This is a genomic window from Bradyrhizobium sp. 41S5, assembly GCF_011516665.3.
Taxonomy (GTDB): domain Bacteria; phylum Pseudomonadota; class Alphaproteobacteria; order Rhizobiales; family Xanthobacteraceae; genus Bradyrhizobium; species Bradyrhizobium quebecense.
The window spans coordinates 4,242,397-4,264,559 of record NZ_CP083721.1 but is presented as its reverse complement, the minus strand read 5'-3'; the positions used below and the strand labels follow the sequence as shown (position 1 = coordinate 4,264,559).

Annotated in this window: 14 protein-coding genes; 7 read left to right on the top strand and 7 right to left on the bottom strand. The window is 65.2% G+C overall.

The genetic code is table 11. The annotated features are described in order from the left end of the window. Positions 1–193 precede the first annotated feature (193 nt). Entirely contained in the window at positions 194–1,513 is a 1,320-nt protein-coding gene (gene rimO / locus HAP47_RS20290) for a 30S ribosomal protein S12 methylthiotransferase RimO (protein ID WP_173643545.1), read from the top strand. Between the two features lie 237 nt (positions 1,514–1,750). Next, the gene (locus HAP47_RS20285; protein WP_173643544.1) at positions 1,751–2,947 is read left to right on the top strand and encodes an acetylornithine transaminase; all 1,197 of its coding nucleotides are present in this window, start codon (positions 1,751–1,753) and stop codon (positions 2,945–2,947) included. 139 nt (positions 2,948–3,086) lie between these two features. Here the strand turns inward: HAP47_RS20285 and HAP47_RS20280 are convergent, their stop codons facing one another. The 3 genes from HAP47_RS20280 to pcsA form a co-directional block, all read right to left on the bottom strand. Next, positions 3,087–4,061: a quinone oxidoreductase family protein gene (locus HAP47_RS20280; protein ID WP_173643543.1), complete on the bottom strand. Its 975-nt coding sequence runs from the start codon at positions 4,059–4,061 to the stop codon at positions 3,087–3,089. A gap of 83 nt (positions 4,062–4,144) precedes the next feature. Continuing rightward, positions 4,145–4,870, bottom strand: coding sequence for a TerC family protein (locus HAP47_RS20275; protein ID WP_173643542.1), 726 nt, complete (start codon positions 4,868–4,870; stop codon positions 4,145–4,147). Continuing rightward, positions 4,867–5,595: a phosphatidylcholine synthase gene (gene pcsA / locus HAP47_RS20270; RefSeq protein WP_173643541.1), complete on the bottom strand. Its 729-nt coding sequence runs from the start codon at positions 5,593–5,595 to the stop codon at positions 4,867–4,869. Before pcsA ends, HAP47_RS20275 begins: the two co-directional genes overlap by 4 nt. Before the next feature lie 133 nt (positions 5,596–5,728). On the opposite strand from pcsA, the gene HAP47_RS20265 reads away from it, so the two are divergent. After that, positions 5,729–6,913 (top strand): UbiH/UbiF family hydroxylase, encoded by a 1,185-nt coding sequence (locus HAP47_RS20265; RefSeq protein WP_173643540.1) that lies wholly within the window; start codon positions 5,729–5,731, stop codon positions 6,911–6,913. A gap of 108 nt (positions 6,914–7,021) precedes the next feature. Here the strand turns inward: HAP47_RS20265 and HAP47_RS20260 are convergent, their stop codons facing one another. Next, entirely contained in the window at positions 7,022–7,975 is a 954-nt protein-coding gene (locus HAP47_RS20260) for an AEC family transporter (protein WP_173643539.1), read from the bottom strand. A gap of 121 nt (positions 7,976–8,096) precedes the next feature. Between HAP47_RS20260 and hspQ the strand changes: the two genes are divergently transcribed. Further along, positions 8,097–8,429, top strand: coding sequence for a heat shock protein HspQ (gene hspQ, locus HAP47_RS20255; RefSeq protein ID WP_024584048.1), 333 nt, complete (start codon positions 8,097–8,099; stop codon positions 8,427–8,429). Positions 8,430–8,479: 50 nt separating this feature from the next. On the opposite strand, the gene HAP47_RS20250 is transcribed toward hspQ, so the two are convergent. Further along, on the bottom strand, positions 8,480–9,754 hold the full coding sequence (locus tag HAP47_RS20250; protein WP_210285384.1) for an MFS transporter: 1,275 nt from the start codon (positions 9,752–9,754) through the stop codon (positions 8,480–8,482). 388 nt (positions 9,755–10,142) lie between these two features. Beyond that, positions 10,143–10,973, bottom strand: coding sequence for an invasion associated locus B family protein (locus HAP47_RS20245; protein ID WP_173643538.1), 831 nt, complete (start codon positions 10,971–10,973; stop codon positions 10,143–10,145). 372 nt (positions 10,974–11,345) lie between these two features. Between HAP47_RS20245 and HAP47_RS20240 the strand changes: the two genes are divergently transcribed. From HAP47_RS20240 to HAP47_RS20230, 3 genes are all read left to right on the top strand, one after another. Beyond that, positions 11,346–13,082 carry an extracellular solute-binding protein gene (locus tag HAP47_RS20240; protein WP_231168987.1) on the top strand — a complete coding sequence of 579 codons (1,737 nt, stop codon included), beginning with the start codon at positions 11,346–11,348 and terminating at the stop codon, positions 13,080–13,082. Between the two features lie 72 nt (positions 13,083–13,154). After that, positions 13,155–14,666 carry an AMP-binding protein gene (locus HAP47_RS20235; protein WP_173643537.1) on the top strand — a complete coding sequence of 504 codons (1,512 nt, stop codon included), beginning with the start codon at positions 13,155–13,157 and terminating at the stop codon, positions 14,664–14,666. Between the two features lie 107 nt (positions 14,667–14,773). After that, complete coding sequence (locus HAP47_RS20230; RefSeq protein WP_173643536.1) at positions 14,774–16,000, top strand: GGDEF domain-containing protein; 1,227 nt, start codon at positions 14,774–14,776, stop codon at positions 15,998–16,000. Positions 16,001–16,105: 105 nt separating this feature from the next. Here HAP47_RS20230 and HAP47_RS20225 read toward each other — a convergent pair whose 3' ends face one another. Beyond that, positions 16,106–22,093 (bottom strand): hypothetical protein, encoded by a 5,988-nt coding sequence (locus HAP47_RS20225; RefSeq protein WP_173643535.1) that lies wholly within the window; start codon positions 22,091–22,093, stop codon positions 16,106–16,108. Positions 22,094–22,163 lie beyond the last annotated feature (70 nt).

Genomic DNA, 22,163 nt, shown 5'->3' with positions numbered 1-22,163 from the left:
TTCCACTCCATTATCCTCATGCGCTCACGCGCGTTGAATTATGGCAAATCCGTGACGCCTTAGGCTTTGGTGAATTTAATTTCGCCGAATCCGAACATTACTTTATCATCTAATGAGCCTGATATGAGATTGAATTTTACTATCGAACCAATTAGTTAGATCGGAAAATTCAGATGCATTCACGGTCTAACACATGAGCAGAGCGCCGCGTATTAGCTTTTCATCGCTCGGTTGCCCCAAGGCGCTGGTCGATTCCGAGCGCATCATCACCCGGCTGCGCGCGGAAGGTTACGAGCTGGCGCGGAAGCATGATGGCGCCGACATCGTCATCGTCAACACCTGCGGCTTCCTCGACAGCGCCAAGCAGGAATCGCTCGCGGCGATCGGCGAGGCGATGGCCGAGAACGGCAAGGTCATCGTCACCGGCTGCATGGGCGCCGAGCCGGAGCAGATCGAAGCGGCCTATCCCGGCGTGCTCTCGATCACGGGGCCGCAGCAATATGAGAGCGTGCTGGACGCCGTGCACCGCGCACTGCCGCCGGCGCACAACCCGCATGTCGACCTGGTGCCGCCGCAGGGCGTCAAGCTGACGCCGCGGCACTACGCCTATCTGAAGATATCCGAAGGCTGCAACAACCGCTGCAGCTTCTGCATCATCCCGAAGCTGCGCGGCGATCTGGTGTCGCGGCCGGCCAACGACGTGCTGCGCGAGGCCGAGAAGCTGGTGAAGGCCGGCGTCAAGGAATTGCTTGTGATCTCGCAGGACACCTCGGCCTATGGCGTCGATCTGAAATATGCCGAGAGCCCCTGGCAGGATCGCAGCGTGCGCGCGAAGTTCTTCGACCTCGCCAAGGAGCTCGGCGAGCTCGGCGCCTGGGTGCGGCTGCAATACGTCTACCCCTACCCGCATGTCGACGAGGTCATCGGCCTGATGACCGAGGGCAAGGTGCTGCCCTATCTCGACATCCCGTTCCAGCATGCGAGCCCCGACGTGCTGCGCGCGATGAAGCGCCCGGCCGCCCAGGAGAAGACGCTGGCGCGAATCCAGAAGTGGCGCGAGCAGTGCCCGGAGCTGACGCTGCGCTCGACCTTCATCGTCGGCTTCCCCGGCGAGACCGATTCCGATTTCGCCTATCTGCTCGACTGGCTCGACGAAGCCGGGATCGACCGTCTCGGCTGCTTCAAATACGAGCCGGTGGCTGGTGCGACGTCGAACGCGATTCCCAATGCCGTGCCGGACGAGGTCAAGCAGGAGCGCTGGAATGCGCTGATGGCGCGGCAGCAGAAGATTTCGACCCGGCGCCTCAAGCGCAAGGTCGGCACCCGCCAGCAGGTGATCATCGACGAGGTCGGCCCGACGGTCGCCAAGGGTCGGTCCAAGGCCGACGCGCCCGAGATCGACGGCGCGGTCTATCTGACCAGCCGCCGCCCGCTCAAGGTCGGCGAGATCGTCACCGCGAAGATCGAGCGCGCCGATGAATACGACCTGCACGGCAGTGTCGCCGGATTCTGACCCGCTTGACACTGCCGTCCCTTCGGCTGTATGGCCCTGCGCCATGAAGCTGAACCGGACCCACCGCCGCGCCATCAACCGTCGTCGCACCCGCGACGATGCTGGGCTGCGCCGTGTCCGACGCCATCGCTGATTAGCTAAATCAGCCAAGGTTTTCGAGAAGGCCGCGCCCGCAAAGCGCGGCCTTCTCGCTTTTTCGGCCTGCCCTTTCCCACACCGACCCCAGAGGAGATCGACATGACCAACGCACCCCATCCGTTCGATGCGCTGATGGACATCACCGCTCGCCCCGAGGTCGTCTTCGTGCGCGGCGCGGGCTCGTATTTGTGGGACTCCAACCGCAACCGCTATCTCGATTTCGTGCAGGGCTGGGCCGTGAATCCGCTCGGCCACTCGCCGGTCATCGTTGCCGACGCGCTGGCCGCGCAGGCCAGGCGGCTATTGACGCCTAGCCCGGCATTCTACAACGAGCAGAGCCTGAAACTGGCAAAGGCGCTGGTCGACAACAGCTGCTTCGATCAGGTGTTCTTCGCCAATTCCGGCGCCGAAGCCAACGAGGGCGCGATCAAGCTCGCGCGCAAATTCGGCGCCAAGTACAAGAACGGCGCGCACGAGATCATCACCTTCGAGGGTGGCTTCCACGGCCGGACGCTCGCGACCATGTCGGCGTCGGGCAAGAAGGCGTTCGAGCCGCTGTTCGAGCCGAAAGTCTCGGGCTTCCGGAAAGCGCGGCTGAACGACATCGAGTCGGTCCGCCAGCTGATCACGGCGTCGACGGTCGCGGTCATGCTGGAGCCGATCCAGGGCGAAGCCGGCGTGTGGCCGGCGACCGACGCGTTCCTGCAAGAGCTGCGGGCGCTGACCCAACAGCGCGGCCTGCTCTTGATCGTCGACGAGATCCAGACCGGCATGGGCCGGACCGGAAAGCTGTTCGGCTATGAGCACGCCGGAATCGAACCCGACATCATGACGCTCGGTAAGGGCATCGGCGGCGGTGTGCCGCTCGCGGCACTGCTTGCGACCGAACATGCCTCCTGCTTCGATCACGGCGATCAGGGCGGCACCTTCAACGGCAATCCCCTGATGTGCGCCGCGGGGCGTGTCGTGCTCGATCAGATCGGCCAACCCGATTTCCTGAAATCGGTCACCGACGCCGGCCTCCTGCTCGAGCGCGAATTGCAGCGGCTGTCGGCACGGCACGGGCTCGGCGAGATCAGAGGCCGCGGCTTGCTGCTCGCGCTCGATCTCAAGATGCCGATCGGCGCCGCCGTCGTCGCCGAGGCGTTCGCGGCCGGCGTGCTGGTCAACTCGCCGCAGCCGGACACGCTGCGCTTCATGCCGGCACTCAACGTGACGCGGGAGGAGATTTCCGCCGTCATCGATTGCCTCGATACCGTGCTGACGAAAGTCGGCGCGGCGCGGCGGGTCGCGTAACGGCCGCTACGCCCGTCATTGCGAGCGAAGCGAAGCAATCCATCCCTCCACGCGTGCGGGACAATGGATTGCTTCGTCGCTTCAGCGCAAAATTGCTTTGCAATTTTGTCGCGAGCACCTCGCAATGACGAGGAGAGGCTTACGGCCTCAAGATCGCCGCCCCCGTGGTCGCCCGGCTCTCCAGATCGATATGCGCCTTGGCGGCGTCCTTGAGCGCATAGGCGTGGTTGATCGGGACGTGCAGCTTGCCGTTGATCACAGCGGCGAACAGCGTGTCGGCGCCTTCGAGCAGCTCCTTGCGGGTGCCGACATAGTCGTTGAGCTTCGGCCGCGTCGCGAACAGCGAACCGTGGTTGTTGAGCTCGGCGAGCGGGAACGGCGGCACCGGGCCGGAGGCGTTGCCGAACGAGACGAACAGGCCGCGTGGCCGCAGGCACGACAGCGATCCCGGAAAGGTGGTCTTGCCGACGCCGTCATAGACGACGTCGCAGAGCTCACCGCGGCTGATCTGCTTGACGCGTTCGACGAAATTTTCCTCGTTGTAGAGGATGACGTGGTCGCAGCCATTGGCGAGCGCGATATCGGCCTTCGCCTTCGAGCCGACGGTACCGATGACATGCGCGCCGAGCGCGTGGGCCCACTGGCAGGCGAGCAGCCCGATGCCGCCGGCTGCGGCATGGATCAGCACCCGATGGCCCTGCTCGACCTTGAAGGTCTTGTGCAGGAGGTACCAGACCGTGAGCCCCTTGAGCATCAGCACGGCGCCCTGCTCGTAGGTGATATGGTCGGGCAACTTGACCAGCTTGTCGGCCGGGATGACGCGCTCGGAGGCGTACCCGCCCAGATTGTAGTAGTAGGCGACGCGATCGCCGGGGTGGAAATTGGTCACCCCCGGACCGACGGCCACGACCTCGCCCGCGGCTTCGTTGCCGGCGATGAACGGCAGGCCCGGCGCCTTGTAGAGGCCGGTGCGGAAATAGACGTCGATGAAGTTCAGCCCGACCGCATGCTGGCGGATGCGGACCTCGCCGGTCCCCGGCGCCCCCACCTCGACATCCTCATAGGTCAGGACCTCGGGGCCCCCCACCTTGTGCACCCGCACAGCCTTGGTCATGTCGTCGCTCCCCTCGGATATTAGCGTCAGACGAGCGAATGCCATCGGCACCGGCTTGTCAACCAAGCGGCCTGGAACCGGGGCTAGCGCGCCGGCTTCTTGCGGTTGCGCCTGGCCAGCACGTTGAACATCTCGACTGCCGCCGAGAATGCGATGGCGAAATAGATGTAGCCGCGCGGAATGTGGAATTTGAAGCCGTCGGCCACCAGTGCCACGCCGATCAGCACCAGGAACGCCAGTGCCAGCATCTTGGTGGTCGGATGCTCCGCGACAAACCGCGCCACCGGTCCCGACGAGACGTACATGATGATGCAGGCGATCACCACCGCCGCGATCATGATCTCGATGTCCTGCGCCATGCCGATCGCGGTGATGATCGAATCCAGCGAGAACACCAGGTCGATGATGATGATCTGCACGATCACCCAGAAGAACGCGTTGGGGCTCGGCGCGCCATTCTCCTCGGCGTCACGCGCCTCGACCTCGCCGTGGATCTCGTGGGTCGCCTTCGCTATCAGGAACAGGCCGCCGCCGATCAGGATGATGTCGCGCCACGACAGCGCGACACTCTCGATGGTGATCACAGGCTGCGTCAGCCCGATCAGCCAGACCAGAACGCTGAGCAGGATGATGCGGAACACCAGCGCCAGCAGCAAGCCGATCTGCCGCGCGCGGTTGGCCTGCGGTTGCGGAATCCGGGAGACGAGCACTGACAGGAAGATGACGTTGTCGATGCCGAGCACGATCTCGAGCGCAGTCAGGGTCAGCAGCGCCGCCCAGGCTTCCGGGCTGGTGATCAATTGCGTCATGCTCTGAAGGCTTTCATCCGGCGGATCAGGGTATCGCTGCCGACGATGTAGACGGCGATGGCGCAGAGACCGAAGGTGATCGGGGCTCCGACCATGAAATCGTTGGCGAGCGTGTACAAGCCGAGCAGCGCCCAGGCGCCAAGCAGCGACAGCGTGAGCCAGCGCAGCCGCACCACGCGGAACGGGTGCAGCACATGGAACGGCGCAAAGGTCAGCACGATCAGGAGTGCGACCACGATCGTCGACAGCACCGGCGGCAAATGCAGCAGGAACAGATAGAACGCCGCCGCATTCCACAGCGCCGGGAAGCCGCGGAAATGATTGTCGTCGGCCTTCATGCGGCGGTCGGCGAAATACAGCGCACTCGAGACCACGATGCCGATGCCGAGGACCGGCGCGGCCAGCGGCAGCAGCATGCCGCTCGCGGTGATCGCATAGGCCGGCACGAACACATAGGTGACGAAATCAACCACCAGGTCGAGCACCTCGCCCGACCAGTTCGGCTGCAGCCGCACCACGTCGAGCCGGCGTGCCAGCGGGCCGTCGATCCCGTCGATGATCAGTGCGATCCCGAGCCAGGCGAACATGTTGGCCCAGTGCTCGCGCACCGCCTCCAGCATCGCCAGCAGCGCGACCCCGGCGCCGAGCGCCGTGAAGATATGAACGGAGAATGCGGCGGTCCGCATCCGTTCTGGCAACGCATCCGGCTGGCTCGAGTGCTCCATCGGCCGAAGTGCTATCAGGAATCGGCCAGCTTTGCATATGCAGTCTTGCGGCGTTCCGCCGCGCAGATCGTTGGAAACTCTTGGTGGTTACCGATGGCTTGAAAATCGGGCCAAGCATGTCAAATGTCCTGATATGACCGACAGCTCCCTGGATTATGACGTTATCGTAATAGGCGGCGGCCCGGCGGGATTGACGGCTGCGATTGCCCTCACTGAGGCCGGTGCGCGGACCGCGCTGTTGGCGCGCCGCGCCCCCTATGCCGACAACCGGACCACCGCGCTGCTCGGCGCCTCGACCGAGATCCTGGAGCGGCTCGACGTCTGGCGGCGCTGCAGCGACAAGGCCGCCGCGCTCAAGACCATGCGCCTCGTCGACGATACCGGCCGCCTGATCCGCGCCCCGGAAGTGCGGTTCTGCTCCGACGAGATCGGCCGCGAGCAGTTCGGCTTCAACATCGACAATCGCTCGCTGGTGGCGGCGCTCGAGGAGCGTGCCGGCGAGATGGCCGCGCTGACGCGGTTCGACGATGAGGCCGCCTCGGTACGACCGGATGCTGCTGCGGTCACGGTGGTGACGCGGCAGGGCCAGTCGCTGTCGGCCCGGCTCGTGGTCGGCGCGGACGGACGCAACTCGCTGTCGCGCGAGGCCGCCGGCATCGAGGTGGTCAGCCGCGAGCTTGGCCAATCCGCCCTCACCTTCAACATCAGCCACAGCCGGCCGCACAACAACATCTCGACCGAGTTTCACACCGAGCACGGCCCCTGCGTGTTCGTGCCGCTCAGCGGCAACCGCAGCAGCGTGGTCTGGGTCTCGGCGCCCAAGGAAGCCGAACGGCTGAAGGCGCTTGGCGATGACGAATTGTCCGAAGCGGCCGAGCGGCAGTCGCATTCGATTCTCGGCCGCGTCGAAGTCCAGGGCGCCCGTCACGTGTTTCCCCTCGCCATCGAGCGGCCGAGGCAATTCGCCAAAAACCGGATCGCGCTGGTCGGCGAATCCGCCCATGTGCTGCCGCCGATCGGCGCGCAGGGCCTCAACATGGGGCTGCGCGATGCCGCCGATATCGCCGAGATCACAGGCCAGGCGATCGGCCGCGGCGAGGATCCCGGCGCGCCACATGTGCTGGCACGCTACCAGGCGGCGCGGCGTCCCGATGTCGCCAGCCGGATTTGGGCGATCGACATCGCCAACCGCTCGCTGCTCAGCGATTTCCTCGGCGTGCAGACCGCGCGTGCCGCCGGCCTGCACCTGCTCGGCGCCTTCGGCCCGCTGCGGCGGCTGGCCATGCGCGAGGGCCTCGCGCCGTCATGGCGGCGGTAGTGTTCGTCTAAAGCACGATGAGATCAGGTTGAATCGTCATCGCGCTTTAGCTTCTTGTTTGCGCATGATCCTTTCGGAAAACCGCTTCGCACTTTTCCGGATCATGCTCTAGGGAAACACCAGCCGTCCGCTCTGGATGAACCACATCACGCTGGTCAGCGTGACCACCGAGGCGAAGGTGCCGATCAGCACCGCGACCGACGCAGGCTCGATCCAGGTGTCGTTCTGCCGTGCAATCACGAACACGTTGAGCGCCGGCGGCAGCGAGGCCATCAGCACCGCGGTCGCAGCCCACGGCTGCGCGAACGGACCGAACAGCAGCATCAGTCCGAAGGCCAACAGCGGATGGATCAGAAGCTTGATCGCGACCACGCTGGGCACCTCCCACGGCACCCGCTCGAACGGCCTCAACGCCACGGTGATGCCGAGCGCGAACAGCGCCATCGGCGCGGCGGCGTTCTGCAGGAACTGGATGGTGCGGTCGAGCGCGACCGGAATCGGGATGTGAAACGCGGCGACAAGCGCGCCGAACACCGCCGACATGATCAGCGGGTTCTGCGCGATCTGCCGCACCACCACGCCGAACGCGTGCAGCAGCGAGGGGTGGTCGCGGTCGGTGAGTTCGATCAGGAGCGGCACGATCGAGAACAGGAAGATGCTGTCGCAGCAGAAGATCAGCGCGGTCGGCGCCGCCGCCTTGGTGCCGAGCACGGCGAGCGCCAGCCCAGGCCCCATATAGCCGATATTGCCGTAGGCGCCGGACAGGCCCGCCAGCGTCGCCTCGCGCAGCGACAGCCCTCCGATCAGCTTGCCTGCGACCATCGCAAGGAAGAACGCGATCACGGTTCCGAGCGTGGTGGCGATCAGGAATGGCGGGTTGTTCAGCTCGGCGAACGGTGTCTTCGACATGATCCCGAACAGCAGCGCCGGCAACGAAACGTAAAGCAGGAAGAAATTCATCCAGGCGAGCCCGCTCTCGGGCAAACCCTTGGCTTTTCCGCACACGTAGCCGATGAAGATCAAGCCGAAATACGGCAACGCCAGATTGAGGATATCGATCATTCTGAAAGTAGTTTCTCGGCCGGATTTCGGGTCGTATTGGCCCGGCTAGAATCGGTAAACCGGGGGTTAATTCGAGGCTTAGCCCCTAGCATCGGCCACAATGTTGGTCTATCGACGAACCATGATCAAAGCGCGCACCGCCAAATTTCAGATCGGGCAGATCGTCCGTCACCGGGTGTTCTCCTTCCGGGGCGTGATTTTTGATATCGACCCGGAGTTCAACAACACCGAGGAATGGTGGCTGTCGATCCCCGAGGACATGCGGCCGCACAAGGACCAGCCGTTCTATCATCTGCTCGCGGAAAACTCGGAGACCGAGTACGTCGCCTATGTGTCCGAGCAGAACCTGCTGCCCGACGATTCCGGCGAGCCGATCCGGCACTCGCAGGTGGCGGAGATCTTCGTGAAGGACAAATCGGGCGGCTACCGTCCGCGCAACCCGTCGCTGAACTGACGCGCGGCGCCTGTCCGGCGACGGACGCGACGGCGCGGCTTCCGGCCTGCTCATCCCCCCTCACGCGCGGCCAGCGCCGCCGCGATCGCCCAGACCGCGAAACCCGCCAACGCCAGTCCGGCGCCGACGAGGCCGGTCGAGGTCCAGCCGTAACCGGCTACGACGGCCATTCCGCCGAGCCACGGCCCCAGCGCATTGGCGACGTTGAAGGCGGAATGGTTGAGCGCAGCAGCGAGGCTCTGGGCTTCGCCCGCGACATCCATCAGCCGGGTCTGCAACACGGTGGCGAGCGCTCCGCCCAGCCCGATCAGGAACACGTCGGCGCTCAGCGTCCAGAAGTTCGCCGCCGCCAGCGGATACAACGCCAGCGTCGCCGCCGACCACAGCAGCAGCCCGCCCGCGGTCGTCATCAGCGCGCGATCGGCAAAGCGCGGCACGATGATGTTGCCGGCGGTGAGGCCGGCCCCGAATACGCAAAGCGTGACGGGCACCAGCGCGGGCGACGTGTGCGTCACCGCCAGCATGGTCGACGCCAGATAAGTGTAGACCGAGAACAGTCCGCCGAAACCGATGGCGCCGATCCCAAGGGTCAGCCAGACATGCTTGCGCCCGAGCGCCGAGAGCTCGCGCAACGGGCTCGCCTTGCTGTCGGCGACGTCACGCGGGGCGAAGATCAGGACCAGGATGGCGGTCAAGAGCGCGAGGCCGGCAACGATCGCGAAGGCCCAGCGCCAGCCGATCGCCTGCCCCACGCCATTTGCGAGCGGCACGCCGATCGTCGTTGCGATGGTGAGGCCGAGCAGCACGCGGCCGACGGCCGCCGTGCGCTTGTCGATCGGGACCAGCGAGGCCGCGACCAGCATGGCGATGCCGAAATAGGCGCCGTGCGGCAGCCCGGCGAGGAAGCGCAGCACCAGCATGGTGTGGTAGTCGGGCGCGAGCCCGGACAGGCCGTTCATCAGCGCAAAGAAGCCCATCAGCGCGATCAGCAGCGTCCGCCGCGCCATGCGCGCCGACAGCACGGCGATCACAGGCGCGCCCACCACGACGCCGAGCGCGTAGGCGCTGATCGCGTGACCGGCCTGGGGCTCACTGATGTGCAGATCGTGGGCGAAGAACGGGAGCAGGCTCATGGTCGCGAATTCGGCGATGCCGATCGCGAACCCGCCCATCGCCAGCGCGAGATGAACGATGCCCGGATGAACGTTCCCGCGGGCGTTGTCCTGATTGAGGCGCCCGCCGGCATGGGCCGAAGCGCGCTCGGTCGGCTGCTCCGAAGGCCGGGAGAGCGGTTCCCGCCGCTGCGTGTTGACCCGCTGGGACATTGGGGAGACTTCCGTGATTGCGAACGGCGGACGGGCTTGCGACCCGAGCAAGGTCCAGTCGCGTCGCGCCATCAGGCGTCCGCACGGCGGCCAGGGTTCGTACAGAACCACGCGCGCATTTGCGCATCGAAGGCGCGCGTTCCGCGCTTTCGTCTGGCCTCCCGTGACGGATTTTATGATTGTGCTTCGACGCCGGACTTGTCCGGACAAGGCAATCACGATGCGGCTCGGCGCGATCGATTTGCCTTGAGGCGACCATCGCACACGACCCGCGCGATCACCAGCGCGGCAGGCTGCCATCAGCCTGTCTGTTTCGCATGACAAAAAAGGCGCCCTTGCGGGCGCCTTTTGCTTGCGACGGTCTCGCGCTTTCTTGAACGCGACGTTGTTACTTGGCTGCCGGATTGGCCGGAGCCGGCGCCGCACCACCGCCCGCGCCTTCCAGCTTCTTGCGCTGCTCTTCGGCGCGCTTCTGCAACTCTTCCTGCAGCTTCTTCGAGTTTTCCTCGAACACCTTCGGATCGGTCGGCGGGCCGTCATAGGCCTTGGCGAATTCGGTGTTGAGCGGCAGCGGCAGCGTCAGCGGCGCGCCGTTCGAATTGATCGCCTGGACCACGAGGTTCTGGCCTTTCTTCATGTTGGCGATCAGCTCGGGGGTTGCTTCATAGTCGGACATGCAGCCGTTCTGGAAGCAGATCACATAGGGCGCCTGCTGCGGCGGGTTGCCGTCGACGATGATGCGGGTGCCGTGAACGAGCTGCATGCCGAGCGGCAGCGTGACGCGCAGGATCTTCTTCGGCTCGCCTTCCGGCTCGATGATCACGGCGGCAATCACCGGCTGGCCCGACTCGATGCGGCCGTCCTTGCCGGTGAAGCAAACCTGCTTGGCGTTGGCTTCCTGGCCCTTCAGACAGAACTTGGTCCAGGGGGCGTAGATCAGCTGGATCTGCTGATCCTGGGGCGGCTGCTGGGCGGCTGCGGCAGGCGCTTGACCTGCGGCCGGTGCCTGTGCCTGGGGCGCCGGCTGGGCTGCCGGCGCCTTCGGAGCTGCCTTCGGTGCCGCCTTGGGCGCTGCCTTCGGTGCCGCAGGCGCCGGCGCTGCCGGCTGCTGGGCCCAAGCGGCAGGAACCAGGAGCGCTGCAGAGAATGCCGTCGCCGCCATCAGGGCAACAATTCGCCCATGCGGCCGGACCGGGGCGGCCAAGATACGGAAATTCATTGCGGAAAACCCTTTCTGAACGGCAGCGCCCGAAACCGCTGCAGGCGCCGACACATAGCCGTTTGGGCGGCTGTCTCCTAGTCAATTGAGGCGGATACGTGACAGGCGTTCCCGCCTTCGAATTGCACGCCTTCAATACAGCGGCGCGCGGAAAGATCAATGCCGACAAGCGTATTTGCGCCCATGTCACGGCGAGTTTCAGCGCCCTGTGATAAACCTCAGGGCGTGACGTTTCGCGAATCAAATCCGGCGCCTCACGCGCGTGTTCCCGGGCACGGTTGGCGCGTCCCGTTGGCCGCCATCTGGCTTGTCCTGGCATCCATCCCGGCATTCCTGACGAGCGCGGCCGCCACCGAGAGCCACGCCATCGCGATGCATGGCGCGCCGGCCCTGCCAGTCGACTTCAGCCACCTGCCTTACGCCAATCCTGACGCACCCAAGGGCGGGCGTCTGGTCCTGAGCCCCCGGGACGGCACCTTCGATAGCCTCAATCCCCTGATCGTCAGGGGTCTCGCCGTGCAGCAGCTCCGGGGCTACGCCTACGAGCGCGGCTACGTCTACGAAAGCCTGATGGTGCGGAACAATGACGAGCCCTTTACGCTGTACGGCCTGCTCGCCCGCAGCGTCGAGACCGACGATGCCAGAAGCTATGTGACATTCCACATCGATCCTCGCGCGCGCTTCTCCGACGGGCACGAGGTCACGGCGGACGACGTGGTATTCTCGCTCGAACTGCTGCGCGATCACGGTCGTCCGCTGCATCACCAGTATTATTCGAAAGTCGCAAAGGCCGAGGTGCTCGACCCGCTCACAGTACGGTTCGATTTTGGCGGCGTTGCGGACCGCGAATTGCCGCTGATCCTCGGCCTGATGCCGATCCTGCCGCGCCACGCCACCGACGTCTCTAAATTCGAGGAGACCACATTGGCGCCGCCGATCGGCTCCGGCCCGTACCGCGTGACGGCGGTCAAACCCGGCACCAGCGTGACCTTCACCCGGAATCCGGATTACTGGGGGCGCGACCTGCCGGTGAACCGCGGCCTCTGGAATTTCGACGAGATCAGGCTCGATTACTATCGCGACGCCAACGGCCAGTTCGAGGCGTTCAAGCGCGGCCTCTATGACTTCAGGACCGAACCCGAGCCGCTTCGCTGGCATGACGGCTACGACTTTCCCGCCGCGAGAAGCGGCGACGTGATCCGCGACACCATCAAGATCGGCACGCCCGATCCGTCCGAATTCCTGGTGTTCAACACCAGGCGGCCGAAGTTCGCCGACGTCAGGGTGCGCCAGGCGTTGCTGATGCTGTTCGATTTCGATTGGATCAACCGCAATTACTATTTTGGACTCTATTCGCGGGCCGGCGGCTATTTCGCCGGCTCGGAATTGTCCGCCTATGGCCGCCCGGCCGATGACCGCGAGCGCGATCTCCTCAAGCCGTATCTGTCGCATATTGCGCCCGATATTCTCGAGGGCCGCTATCGCCTCCCCGACACCGACGGCTCAGGCCGCGACCGCACCGTTCTGCGCAGCGCGCTCGCGCTGCTGTCGGAAGCGGACTATGCGCTCGACGGCACGGTGTTGAAGCAGCGCTCGACCGGGACGCCGCTCCGGATCGAGATCCTGGTGACGACACGCGAGCATGAACGGATCGCCCTCGCCTATCAGCGCGACCTGAAGCGGGCCGGCATCGACGCCGCGGTCCGGGTGGTCGACGCGGTGCAGTTCGAGCAGCGCCGGGTCGCCTATGACTTCGACATGATCCCCATTCGCTGGGACCAGTCGCTGTCGCCAGGCAACGAGCAGTGGTTCTACTGGGGCAGCCAGGCAGCCGACGTGCCGGGCACCCGCAACTACATGGGCGCCAGGGATCCGGCCATCGACGCCACGATCGCCGCGCTGCTCGCGGCGCGGGAGCGGCCGGCCTTCGTCTCGGCGGTGCGGGCGCTGGACCGGGCCCTGATGTCCGGCTTCTACGCTATCCCCCTATTTAACTTGGGAGAGCAATGGATCGCGCGCTGGAATCGGATAGAACGACCTTCGGCCACAGCGTTGACGGGCTACCTGCCGGAGACCTGGTGGCAGAAGCCCGGCGCGCAATCCAAGTGAGCTGCCAAGTGAGCTGCGAGCCGACGCGGCATGGTCCGATCTGATCGAAGCGATGCAACCGACGTTGAACCTGTGAACCAGTCGATCACCTCGCCCACGCTCGATACGCTGTTCAAGCGCAGTTTGGCGCGGCACCCCGAGGCGCTGGCGCTGGTCGACCCGATCGACAAGCAGCGCGTCACCGGACAGCCCCCCAAGCGCCTGAGCTATGCCCAGGCCGACCGCGCGATCTCGGCGATCGCCGCTCACTTCGTCGAGAGCGGATTGCCGGCCAATACGGTGATCGCCGTTCAGCTTCCCTCGACGATCGAATTCGCCCTGACCGTGCTCGCCGCCTATCGTGTCGGCCTCGTGGTGGCGCCGTTGCCGCTATTGTGGCGGCAGGCCGAGCTGACCTCTGTGCTCAACCGCACTGCGGCGCGAGCGATCGTCACCTGCGGCAGGATCGACGGCGTCTCCTACGCCGACATCGCCATGAACGCCGCGGCGGAAGCCTTTTCGATCCGCCATGTCTGCGGGTTCGGCACCGATCTGCCCGAAGGCATGGCGTCGCTCGATGACGCGATCCTGCAGGACTCCCGGACCTCCCGCCCGATGATCCAGGACGGCCGCAAGCCGGCGCTGATCTCCTTCGACGTCACCAGCGGGGGTTTTCGTCCCGTGCCGCGCGCGCATTTCGGCGTGATCGCCGGCGGGCTCGCGATGTCGCTGGAGAGCGACCTGGCCCAGGGCGCGACCATCATGTCGGCATTCGCGCCGATGTCGTTTGCCGGCATCTGTTCGTCGCTGGTGACCTGGCTGCTGTCGGGCGGAACGCTCGTCATGCATCACCCGTTCGACGAGGAAGCGTTCGAAACCCAGTTCAACGATCACGGCTGCGACACGCTGATTGCGCCGACGCAGCTCGCGCTGCGGCTCGACGAGTGCGGCCTGTCGGAGCGCATGCCCACCCTGCGCAACGCGATCGGCCTCTGGCGGACGCCGGAGCAGGTTGCCTCCAGTGCGCACTGGACCTCGCGGCGGGTGAGCCTGACCGACGTCTATCTGTTCGGCGAGGCCGGGCTGTTCGGCGCCCGCCGCAACGCCGAGGATGGATCGCCGGCCCCGATCAAGCCCGGTCCGCACGGCGCGCCGCGTGAGGCTCCCGGCGCATCGATCGCCGGCGAGATCCTGCTGACCCCGAAGGGGACGCTGGGCCTGCGCGGCCCCATGGTGCCGGTCGCCGCCTATGCGCCGCCGCCGCCCCCGGGCGACAGTCTGATTGCGCCGCCACCGCGTGATTACGTCGACACCGAATATGCCGCGCGGGTCGACCGCGCGACCGGCGCCGTCAACATCACCGCCCCGCCGTCGGGGGTCATGACGGTCGGCGGCTACCGCTTCCTTGCCGGGGAGTTGCAGGAGTGGTCGCGCCGACTCGGCCAGGGCGCATTGTTGACGGCACTGCCTGACCGCCTGAGCGGCCACCGGCTGGCCGGACGGGCTCAGGACAATGCGCGGGCCCGCGACGCCCTGACAGAACTTGGGCTTAACCCGTTGATGGTCGAAGCATTTCGGGACCGTAGCGGCACCGGAATGCCTTAAACTCTTATCATTGCATTAGTCTTAGCATTGTGTTGACGCCGCATTAAGCCATGCCAACTAGCATCGTAACCGTTTGCTGATCTTAAGCATTGGTTTCGAGCGTTCGAATGTCTCAACAAGGTCCGGTCCTCATCGTATCGGCGTCGGCAAAGCCGCCGTTTGCCGCGGTCCTCGATGAGACGAAACTGTTTCCGGTCGTGGTCACCGACTGGAGCGAGGTCGGACGCGCCATCGAGCAGGTCAAGCCGGCCGCGATCATCGCGGCCGCCGAGGGCGTCGACTTCGTCACCCTGTCGGGCCTCGCCAAGCGCGCGGCCGCCCGCGCGCCCTATCTGCCGCTGATCGCGGTCGATCCCGCGACCACCCTGCCCGACACGGTCATTGCGTTCTTCCAGCACAAGGGCATACCGGATCGCCTGGTCGCCCGGCTCAACGCGTCCTTACGCGTTCGCGCGCTGCATGCGACCGTGATGCGCCGCCTGGTGCCGCCGACGCCGATCGCATTATCCGATATCGATCCGGTCGGAGAGGCCACCGCGCTCCTGATCGGTCGCGGCGGCGCCTACCCGGCCCTGTCGGTCGCGCTCGGCGAGCGCGCCGGCGTGGTCGGCGCGCTGAGCATCGAGGCGGCCGCAAAGCATCTCTCCAACCGTGACATCGACGGCATCGTGCTGGCCGAAGGCTTCACCCCGCGCGTGATGGATGCGTTCCTGACGGTGCTGACCGAGGATGTTCGCTTCCGTCCGTTGCCCGTGATCGTCGCCTCCGGTGAGCTGACGCCGCGTTACGAGCTGCCCAATCTCGAGATCGTCACGGCCGGGCCGACGCGCGTCGGCGACATGGTGTTGCCGATGATCCGGCAGCATGCCTTCGAGGCGCGGCTCGGCCGCATGCTCAAGGCGATCGACGCGAAGGGCCTGATCGATCCCCGCACCGGCCTGCTCACCAAGGCTGCATTCGAACGCGACTTCGCGACCGCCGTCTACCAGACCGCCGAGCGTGGCGGCGCGCTCTCGGTGGCGCGCTTCACCTTCGACAACACGCAGCCGCGCGCGCAATTCGACGGTGCGCGGATCATCAGCCGGCTGATGCGCCAGACCGATTTCGGCGCGGTGCATGACGACCGCTCGCTGGTCGTGGCGTTCGCCGGGACCGACCTGCGCAACGCGCAGGCGATCACGCGCCGATTAGCGAGCGTGATGCGGCACACCCAGAACGGCCGCCGCGATGTCAGAGCCGAGCCGGCCGTCAGCATCGCAACGCTGCTGCCGGGCGATTCCGCCCTCTCGCTGCTCGGACGCCTGTTCGGCACGCCGGAACGCGCGGCGTCGTAACAAGCTCCATGCCGCTTGTCAGTTGCCGCGATCGCTGCGCGGGCAGCGCCGGCAGGCGAAGCCACCTTGTCTCGGCGGCGGCTCCGCATGCCTCATCTTCAGGCCTCACGCATGCTGCGGCTGCGCCAGCTGGCTGACCTGCATCGCCGGCGGATCGACAACCAGGGTCCCGCCATGGCCATCACTCGAGGTCGTGAAGGTCGAGGCCATGTAGTTGCCGAGCAGCGCAATGCTCGCCGTGACGGTGCCGTCCGTCACCGTGAGCGTTCCGCTCGTGCTGCTTCCGCTGAAGGTCGGCGTGTGAACGTTCGCGAAACTGATGTTCGCGAAATCGATCGCGTCCGAACCGGTCATTCCGGCGACGGTTCCGCTAAAGCTCGCGGAATTGTCGAGCTTCAGCGTCCCCGTCGAGCCCTGGAATGCGACGGTGGCGCCCGACGCCCCGGTCAATTCCAGGGTGGCGCCCGCTGCGATGTGGGCGCTGCCGGAGCTCTCGCCCGTCGCGTTGAACGGCTGCCAGGCTCCCCACGCAATGCCGTCATACGCCCGGATCCAGAGTTGGTCGGTACCCGAGCCGGCCTGATAGGTCGTCTGGGAAAGTTGCGCCGCAGTGATGTCGATCTCGGTATTCGCGGCCTGCGTAGCTCCGTTGACGCTCCAATGCCCGTTGGTGTTGGAATCCCACAGCGCATACTTCGTGATGGCATCGCCATCGGCGTCCGTCGCCGTGACGAGGTTCGCAGCAGGAAAGGTCTGCCCCGAGACCGTCACGACGTTAGAGACCGAGACCGTCGGTGCCTGGTTGGTTGCGGTGGCCGTGAAGCTCTTCCAGGCGCTCCACATGCTGCCGTCATTGGCCTTCACCCAGAGCGTATCGGGCGTCGAACCGCCGGGGCCGAACACGTAGCTCACCTGCGAGAGATTCGCCGCCGAGACATCGATCTCGGTGTTGGCTGCCTGGATGGCACCATTCACCACAAAGTGGCCGTTGCCGCCGGTGTCCCAGAACGCGTACTGGGTGATCGTGTCGTGCTCGGCATCGGTGGTCGAGAACAGGGTCGAGGCCGCGACCGAATGGTCGTGAATTCCGGCCACGTTCGATGCCGTCACGACCGGGGCCGTGTCGGGGCCCGGTGTTGCCGTGAAGCTCTTCCAGGCGCTCCACATGCTGCCGTCATTGACCTTCACCCAGAGCGTATCGGGCGTCGAACCGCCGGGGCCGAACACGTAGCTCACCTGCGACAGGTTCGCCGCCGACACATCGATCTCGGCGTTGGTGGCCTGGACGACGCCGTTGACGACAAAGTGTCCGTTACCTTGGGTGTCCCAGAACGCGTACTGAGTAATCGTATCGTTCTCGGCGTCCGTCACCGAGAACAGGCTCGAGGCGAGCGCCGACGTCTCACCATGAACCGCGGTCACGTTCGGCGCCGTCACGACCGGGGCCGTGTCGGGGCCCGGTGTTGCCGTGAAGCTCTTCCAGGCGCTCCACATGCTGCCGTCATTGGCCTTCACCCAGAGCGTATCGGGCGTCGAACCGCCGGGGCCGAACACGTAGCTCACCTGCGACAGGTTCGCCGCCGATACATCGATCTCGGCGTTGGTGGCCTGGACGACGCCGTTGACGACAAAGTGTCCGTTACCTTGGGTGTCCCAGAACGCGTACTGAGTAATCGTATCGTTCTCGGCGTCCGTCACCGAGAACAGGCTCGAGGCGAGCGCCGACGTCTCACCATGAACCGCGTTCACGTTCGGCGCCGTCACGACCGGGGCCGTGTCGGGGCCCGGTGTTGCCGTGAAGCTCTTCCAGGCGCTCCACATGCTGCCGTCATTGGCCTTCACCCAGAGCGTATCGGGCGTCGAACCGCCGGGGCCGAACACGTAGCTCACCTGCGACAGGTTCGCCGCCGAGACATCGATCTCGGCGTTGGTGGCCTGGACGACGCCGTTGACGACAAAGTGTCCGTTACCTTGGGTGTCCCAGAACGCGTACTGAGTAATCGTATCGTTCTCGGCGTCCGTCACCGAGAACAGGCTCGAGGCGAGCGCCGACGTCTCACCATGAACCGCGGTCACGTTCGGCGCCGTCACGACCGGGGCCGTGTCGGGGCCCGGTGTTGCCGTGAAGCTCTTCCAGGCGCTCCACATGCTGCCGTCATTGGCCTTCACCCAGAGCGTATCGGGCGTCGAACCGCCGGGGCCGAACACGTAGCTCACCTGCGACAGGTTCGCCGCCGACACATCGATCTCGGCGTTGGTGGCCTGGACGACGCCGTTGACGACAAAGTGTCCGTTACCTTGGGTGTCCCAGAACGCGTACTGGGTCATCGTGTCGCCGTCCGGATCGCTCACCGTGAACAGGCTCGATGCAGCAATCGACGTCTCACCGTGAACCGCGGTCACGTTGACTGCGTTCACGGTCGGCGCGGTGTCGCCAAATGCCTTGGCCGTAAATTGAGTCCAGCCGCCCCAAACCGTGCCGTCATTGGCTCGAACGAGAAGGGTATCAGTCGATCCGCTTGGACCGAAGACGTAGCTCACCTGCGACAGGTTCGCCGCCGCAACATCGATCTCCGCATTGGTAGCCTGGACGACGCCGTTGACGACCCAGTGTCCGTGACCTTGGGTGTCCCAGAACGCGTAGGTGGTGATCGGATCGCCATCGGCGTCCGACACCGTAAAGAGGCTGGAAGCCAGCACGGAGGTCTGGCCAGAGCCTGCATGGATGTTGGACGCTGACGTGACCGGCGCGATATCGGCACGCGTCGTGACCAGCGTTCCGGCGCCTGAATCCGCGCTGACGCTGAACCGCACGCCGGGTATCGCATCAAGCTGCAGATCGAAGGAGGATGCCCCCTCGGTGACGTGCAGGATGTTGCCGGCCTGCAAGGTCGCCGACCCACCCGATACGAAATTGAGGCCTGCCAGATCAATGCTGTCGCCCAGCACCAGACTGCTGATGGTCGTGCCGGCCAGGGAGGTGCCATCGATCTTGAGCTGACCGCCGGAACCGCTGAAGGTGACGCCGCCGCTTGCGACGCTGCCGGCCCGCAGTTCGACCACGCCGCCGGAGATCGTGACCGGCCCCGTGGAGCCGCCCGAGGAAACGACTTCCGTGCCTCCGGCAAAGACCGCGACGTTGCTCGTCACCGCGCCGGCAACGTTAAGCGCACCACCGCTCGACACCGCGATGTCGTGCGCCGCGGCTCCAGACTTAATGTTCAGCACGCCACCGCTGATGACGGTCGTGTGGTCGATCGCGCCTCCCGACGACACGTTGACCGTGCCGCCCGAAATCCCGGTTCCGGAGCCGGTCACACCGGTAACCACACCTCCGGAGAATACGTTCTCGATGCCGCCGGCAAAGACCGAGACATTGCTCAGAACCGTGCCGCCAACGTTGAAGATGCCGCCGCTCGAGACGGAGATATGGTCCGCCGTCGCGCCGGACGACACATTCAGGTCACCACCATTGAAGACCGTCGCGTATTCGAAAGACGCGCCGGAGAGAACGTCGACCAGCCCGGAAATTACGGTCCCCGAACCGGTAACGCCGGTGACGGAGCCACCTGCAGAGACGATTTCGTGGCCGCCGCTCTGAATGGTGACATTGCTGGTGATCTTGCCCTGCACGTTAAGCGTGCCGGACACGTTGATCATGCTGGCCGAGCCGCCGGCCAGGACGTTGAGCGTTGCGCCGGTCGCGACGAACGTGCCCGCACTGGCCGCGCCGCTGATGGTGCCCTGGATGACGCCACCGGACGAGACGTTCTCGACGCCGCCGCTGGACACCACCACGATGTTGGAGGTGGTCCCCATCACGTTAAGGATGCCGCCCGCCGAAACCGTCGTCCCGACACCGTTGGAGGATGCCGAGACCAATCCTCCCACCAGCACGTTTTCCATGCCGCCGCTCGAGATGAAAACGTTGCTGGTGATGGTGCCGCCAAGATTGAGCGTTCCACCCGACAGGGTGAGGTCGTGCGCCGTCGCGCCGGCGGAAACATTCAAGGCGCCGCCTCTGAAGACCGCGGTGTTGAACGTCAGGCCGCCAGACGATACATTCTCAACACCTCCGCTTGAAACTTCCGCCGCAGCCGAACCGCCGGCCGACACATTCAACACACCGCCGCTTGAAACGATGGCGCCAATGGTGACGCCACCAGAGGAAATCGTCTGACTTCCACCCGACAGAATCGTGGCGCCGGAATCGACTCCACCACTGAAGACGGCCTCGAAGCTGCCAGACAGGATCGTGCCCGTCGCGCTGCCACCGGCTGAAACGGCACTGCCGTTGAACGATCCGAGTTGGAAGTAGCCACCGCTCAGCACCGTCGTGACGGTCGCCGTGCCGCCACTCAGGACGGTCATGCCGCCAGAGTTGGAGATCGTCGTTCCGGATACTGCACCGCCCGAGGTGACCTGCGCGCCGCCATTGTCGGAAATCGTGGTGGACACCGCAAGGCCACCGGAGTTCACACTGAGCTGACCGCCCGCCACGGTCGTATTGCTCGCGGTTCCGCCCGCCGAACCACCCGATCCCTGGAACGACGGAATGCCGACTTGCATGAAGCCGCCATCGCCAATGAAGGTGCCCAGGGCCGTGCCGCCCGCGAACACGTTCTCCGTCCCATTCGAGGCGACGGTGATGGCGGAGGTTGAGCCGCCTGACAAAACGTCGAGGATCGGGCCACTACCCGCCGAGTAGCCACTTACGACAGCGCCAGGACCCACCTCAAGGTGGGTGCCGGCAGCGAAAGTGGTGTTGGAAAGCTGCGAAACGGACGCTCCGCTGACCAGTTCTACGGCGCCGAAATTGACCGAAACGCCACTGAGGGACCCGCCTGAGAACAGCTTCAGCAGACCACCATTGACCATCGTGGCGTTTGCCGATCCGCCGGAAAGGACATCGAGTTCACCGCCGCCGAAGATATTGGCGCCGTTCTCGGCACCTCCGGACGAAACGGTTTCCAGGCCACCGTTGTGGATGTTGATGTTACTGGTCGTGCTTCCCGCGAGATTGAATTGGCCACCGCTATTCACATTGATGTCATGCGCGGACGCGCCGGCCTGCAAGTTCAAGGCGCCGTTGCCGTTGACCGCAACGTAGCTGACGGACGCACCCGCGGATGCATTCACTGTGCCCACAACGGTGACCGTTGGGAGGGCGGATGGATCCAATGATCCGTTGATGGCACCGCCGGCAGAGACGTTCACTGTGGCGCCGCCCGCAATGAACATGAAGTTCGTCGCCGTACCCAGAAGGCTGAGCGTTGCTCCGTTCGATACAGTAAGATCGTGAACGGTGGCGCCGGTTGCGACGCTGGCCGAGGCTCCGGACGACAAGGTGAAGAACTCGGACAGGCCTCCGGAGAGGACGTTGAGCGAGCCTCCCGACACCGTGAAGTCCTGCGCATTGCCGCCAGAAAGCACGTTCAGCGTGCCCCCCGACACATCGAAGTTCTGCGCGTTGCCTCCCGAAAAAACGTTCTCGGTGCCGCCGGCGAAGACCTCCGAGTTGCTGGTCTGAGAACCTGCGAGATTGAGGGTGCCGCCACTGCTGACGCCGAAGTCGTGGATCGTCGCGCCATTGTCGGCCGTGACAAGGCCGCCGCTCCTGACCGTGAAGTAGGACAGCTGGCCGCCCGACGTCACGCTGACCGTGCCACCCGACACAATCGTCTCGTCGCTGCCGGGAGTGCCCGTCTCGATGCCGCCGGAAGCGATCACAACAAGGCCGCTCGAATAGACCTCAACGTGGCTTGTCACCGTTCCGGCGACGTTCAGCGTGCCGCCCGACGACACGGCAAGGAACGACGCCTCACCGCCCGAGGAAACGTTGATCGCGCCGCCTGCATACACCGTGGCCGAGACGCTGAGGCCGCCGTTCGAAACATTCTGGCTGCCGCCGGACAGAATTGTGGCGCCGCTGTCGACACCACCGCTCGAAATCACCTCGTCGCCACCCGACACAGTCGTTCCAGTGGCGCTGCCGCCGGACTCGATGATTAGCGTGCCGCCAGTCAGGACTGTATCGCCGGATTCAGTGCCAGAAGATACAGTAACGGTCACGCCGCTTGAAATCGTCTGCATGGCTCTGCCTCTAGGCCAGAATAAAATTCATTTGCCGGTTTCGGGCATCGATGCCCGTCGGCGTCGATAT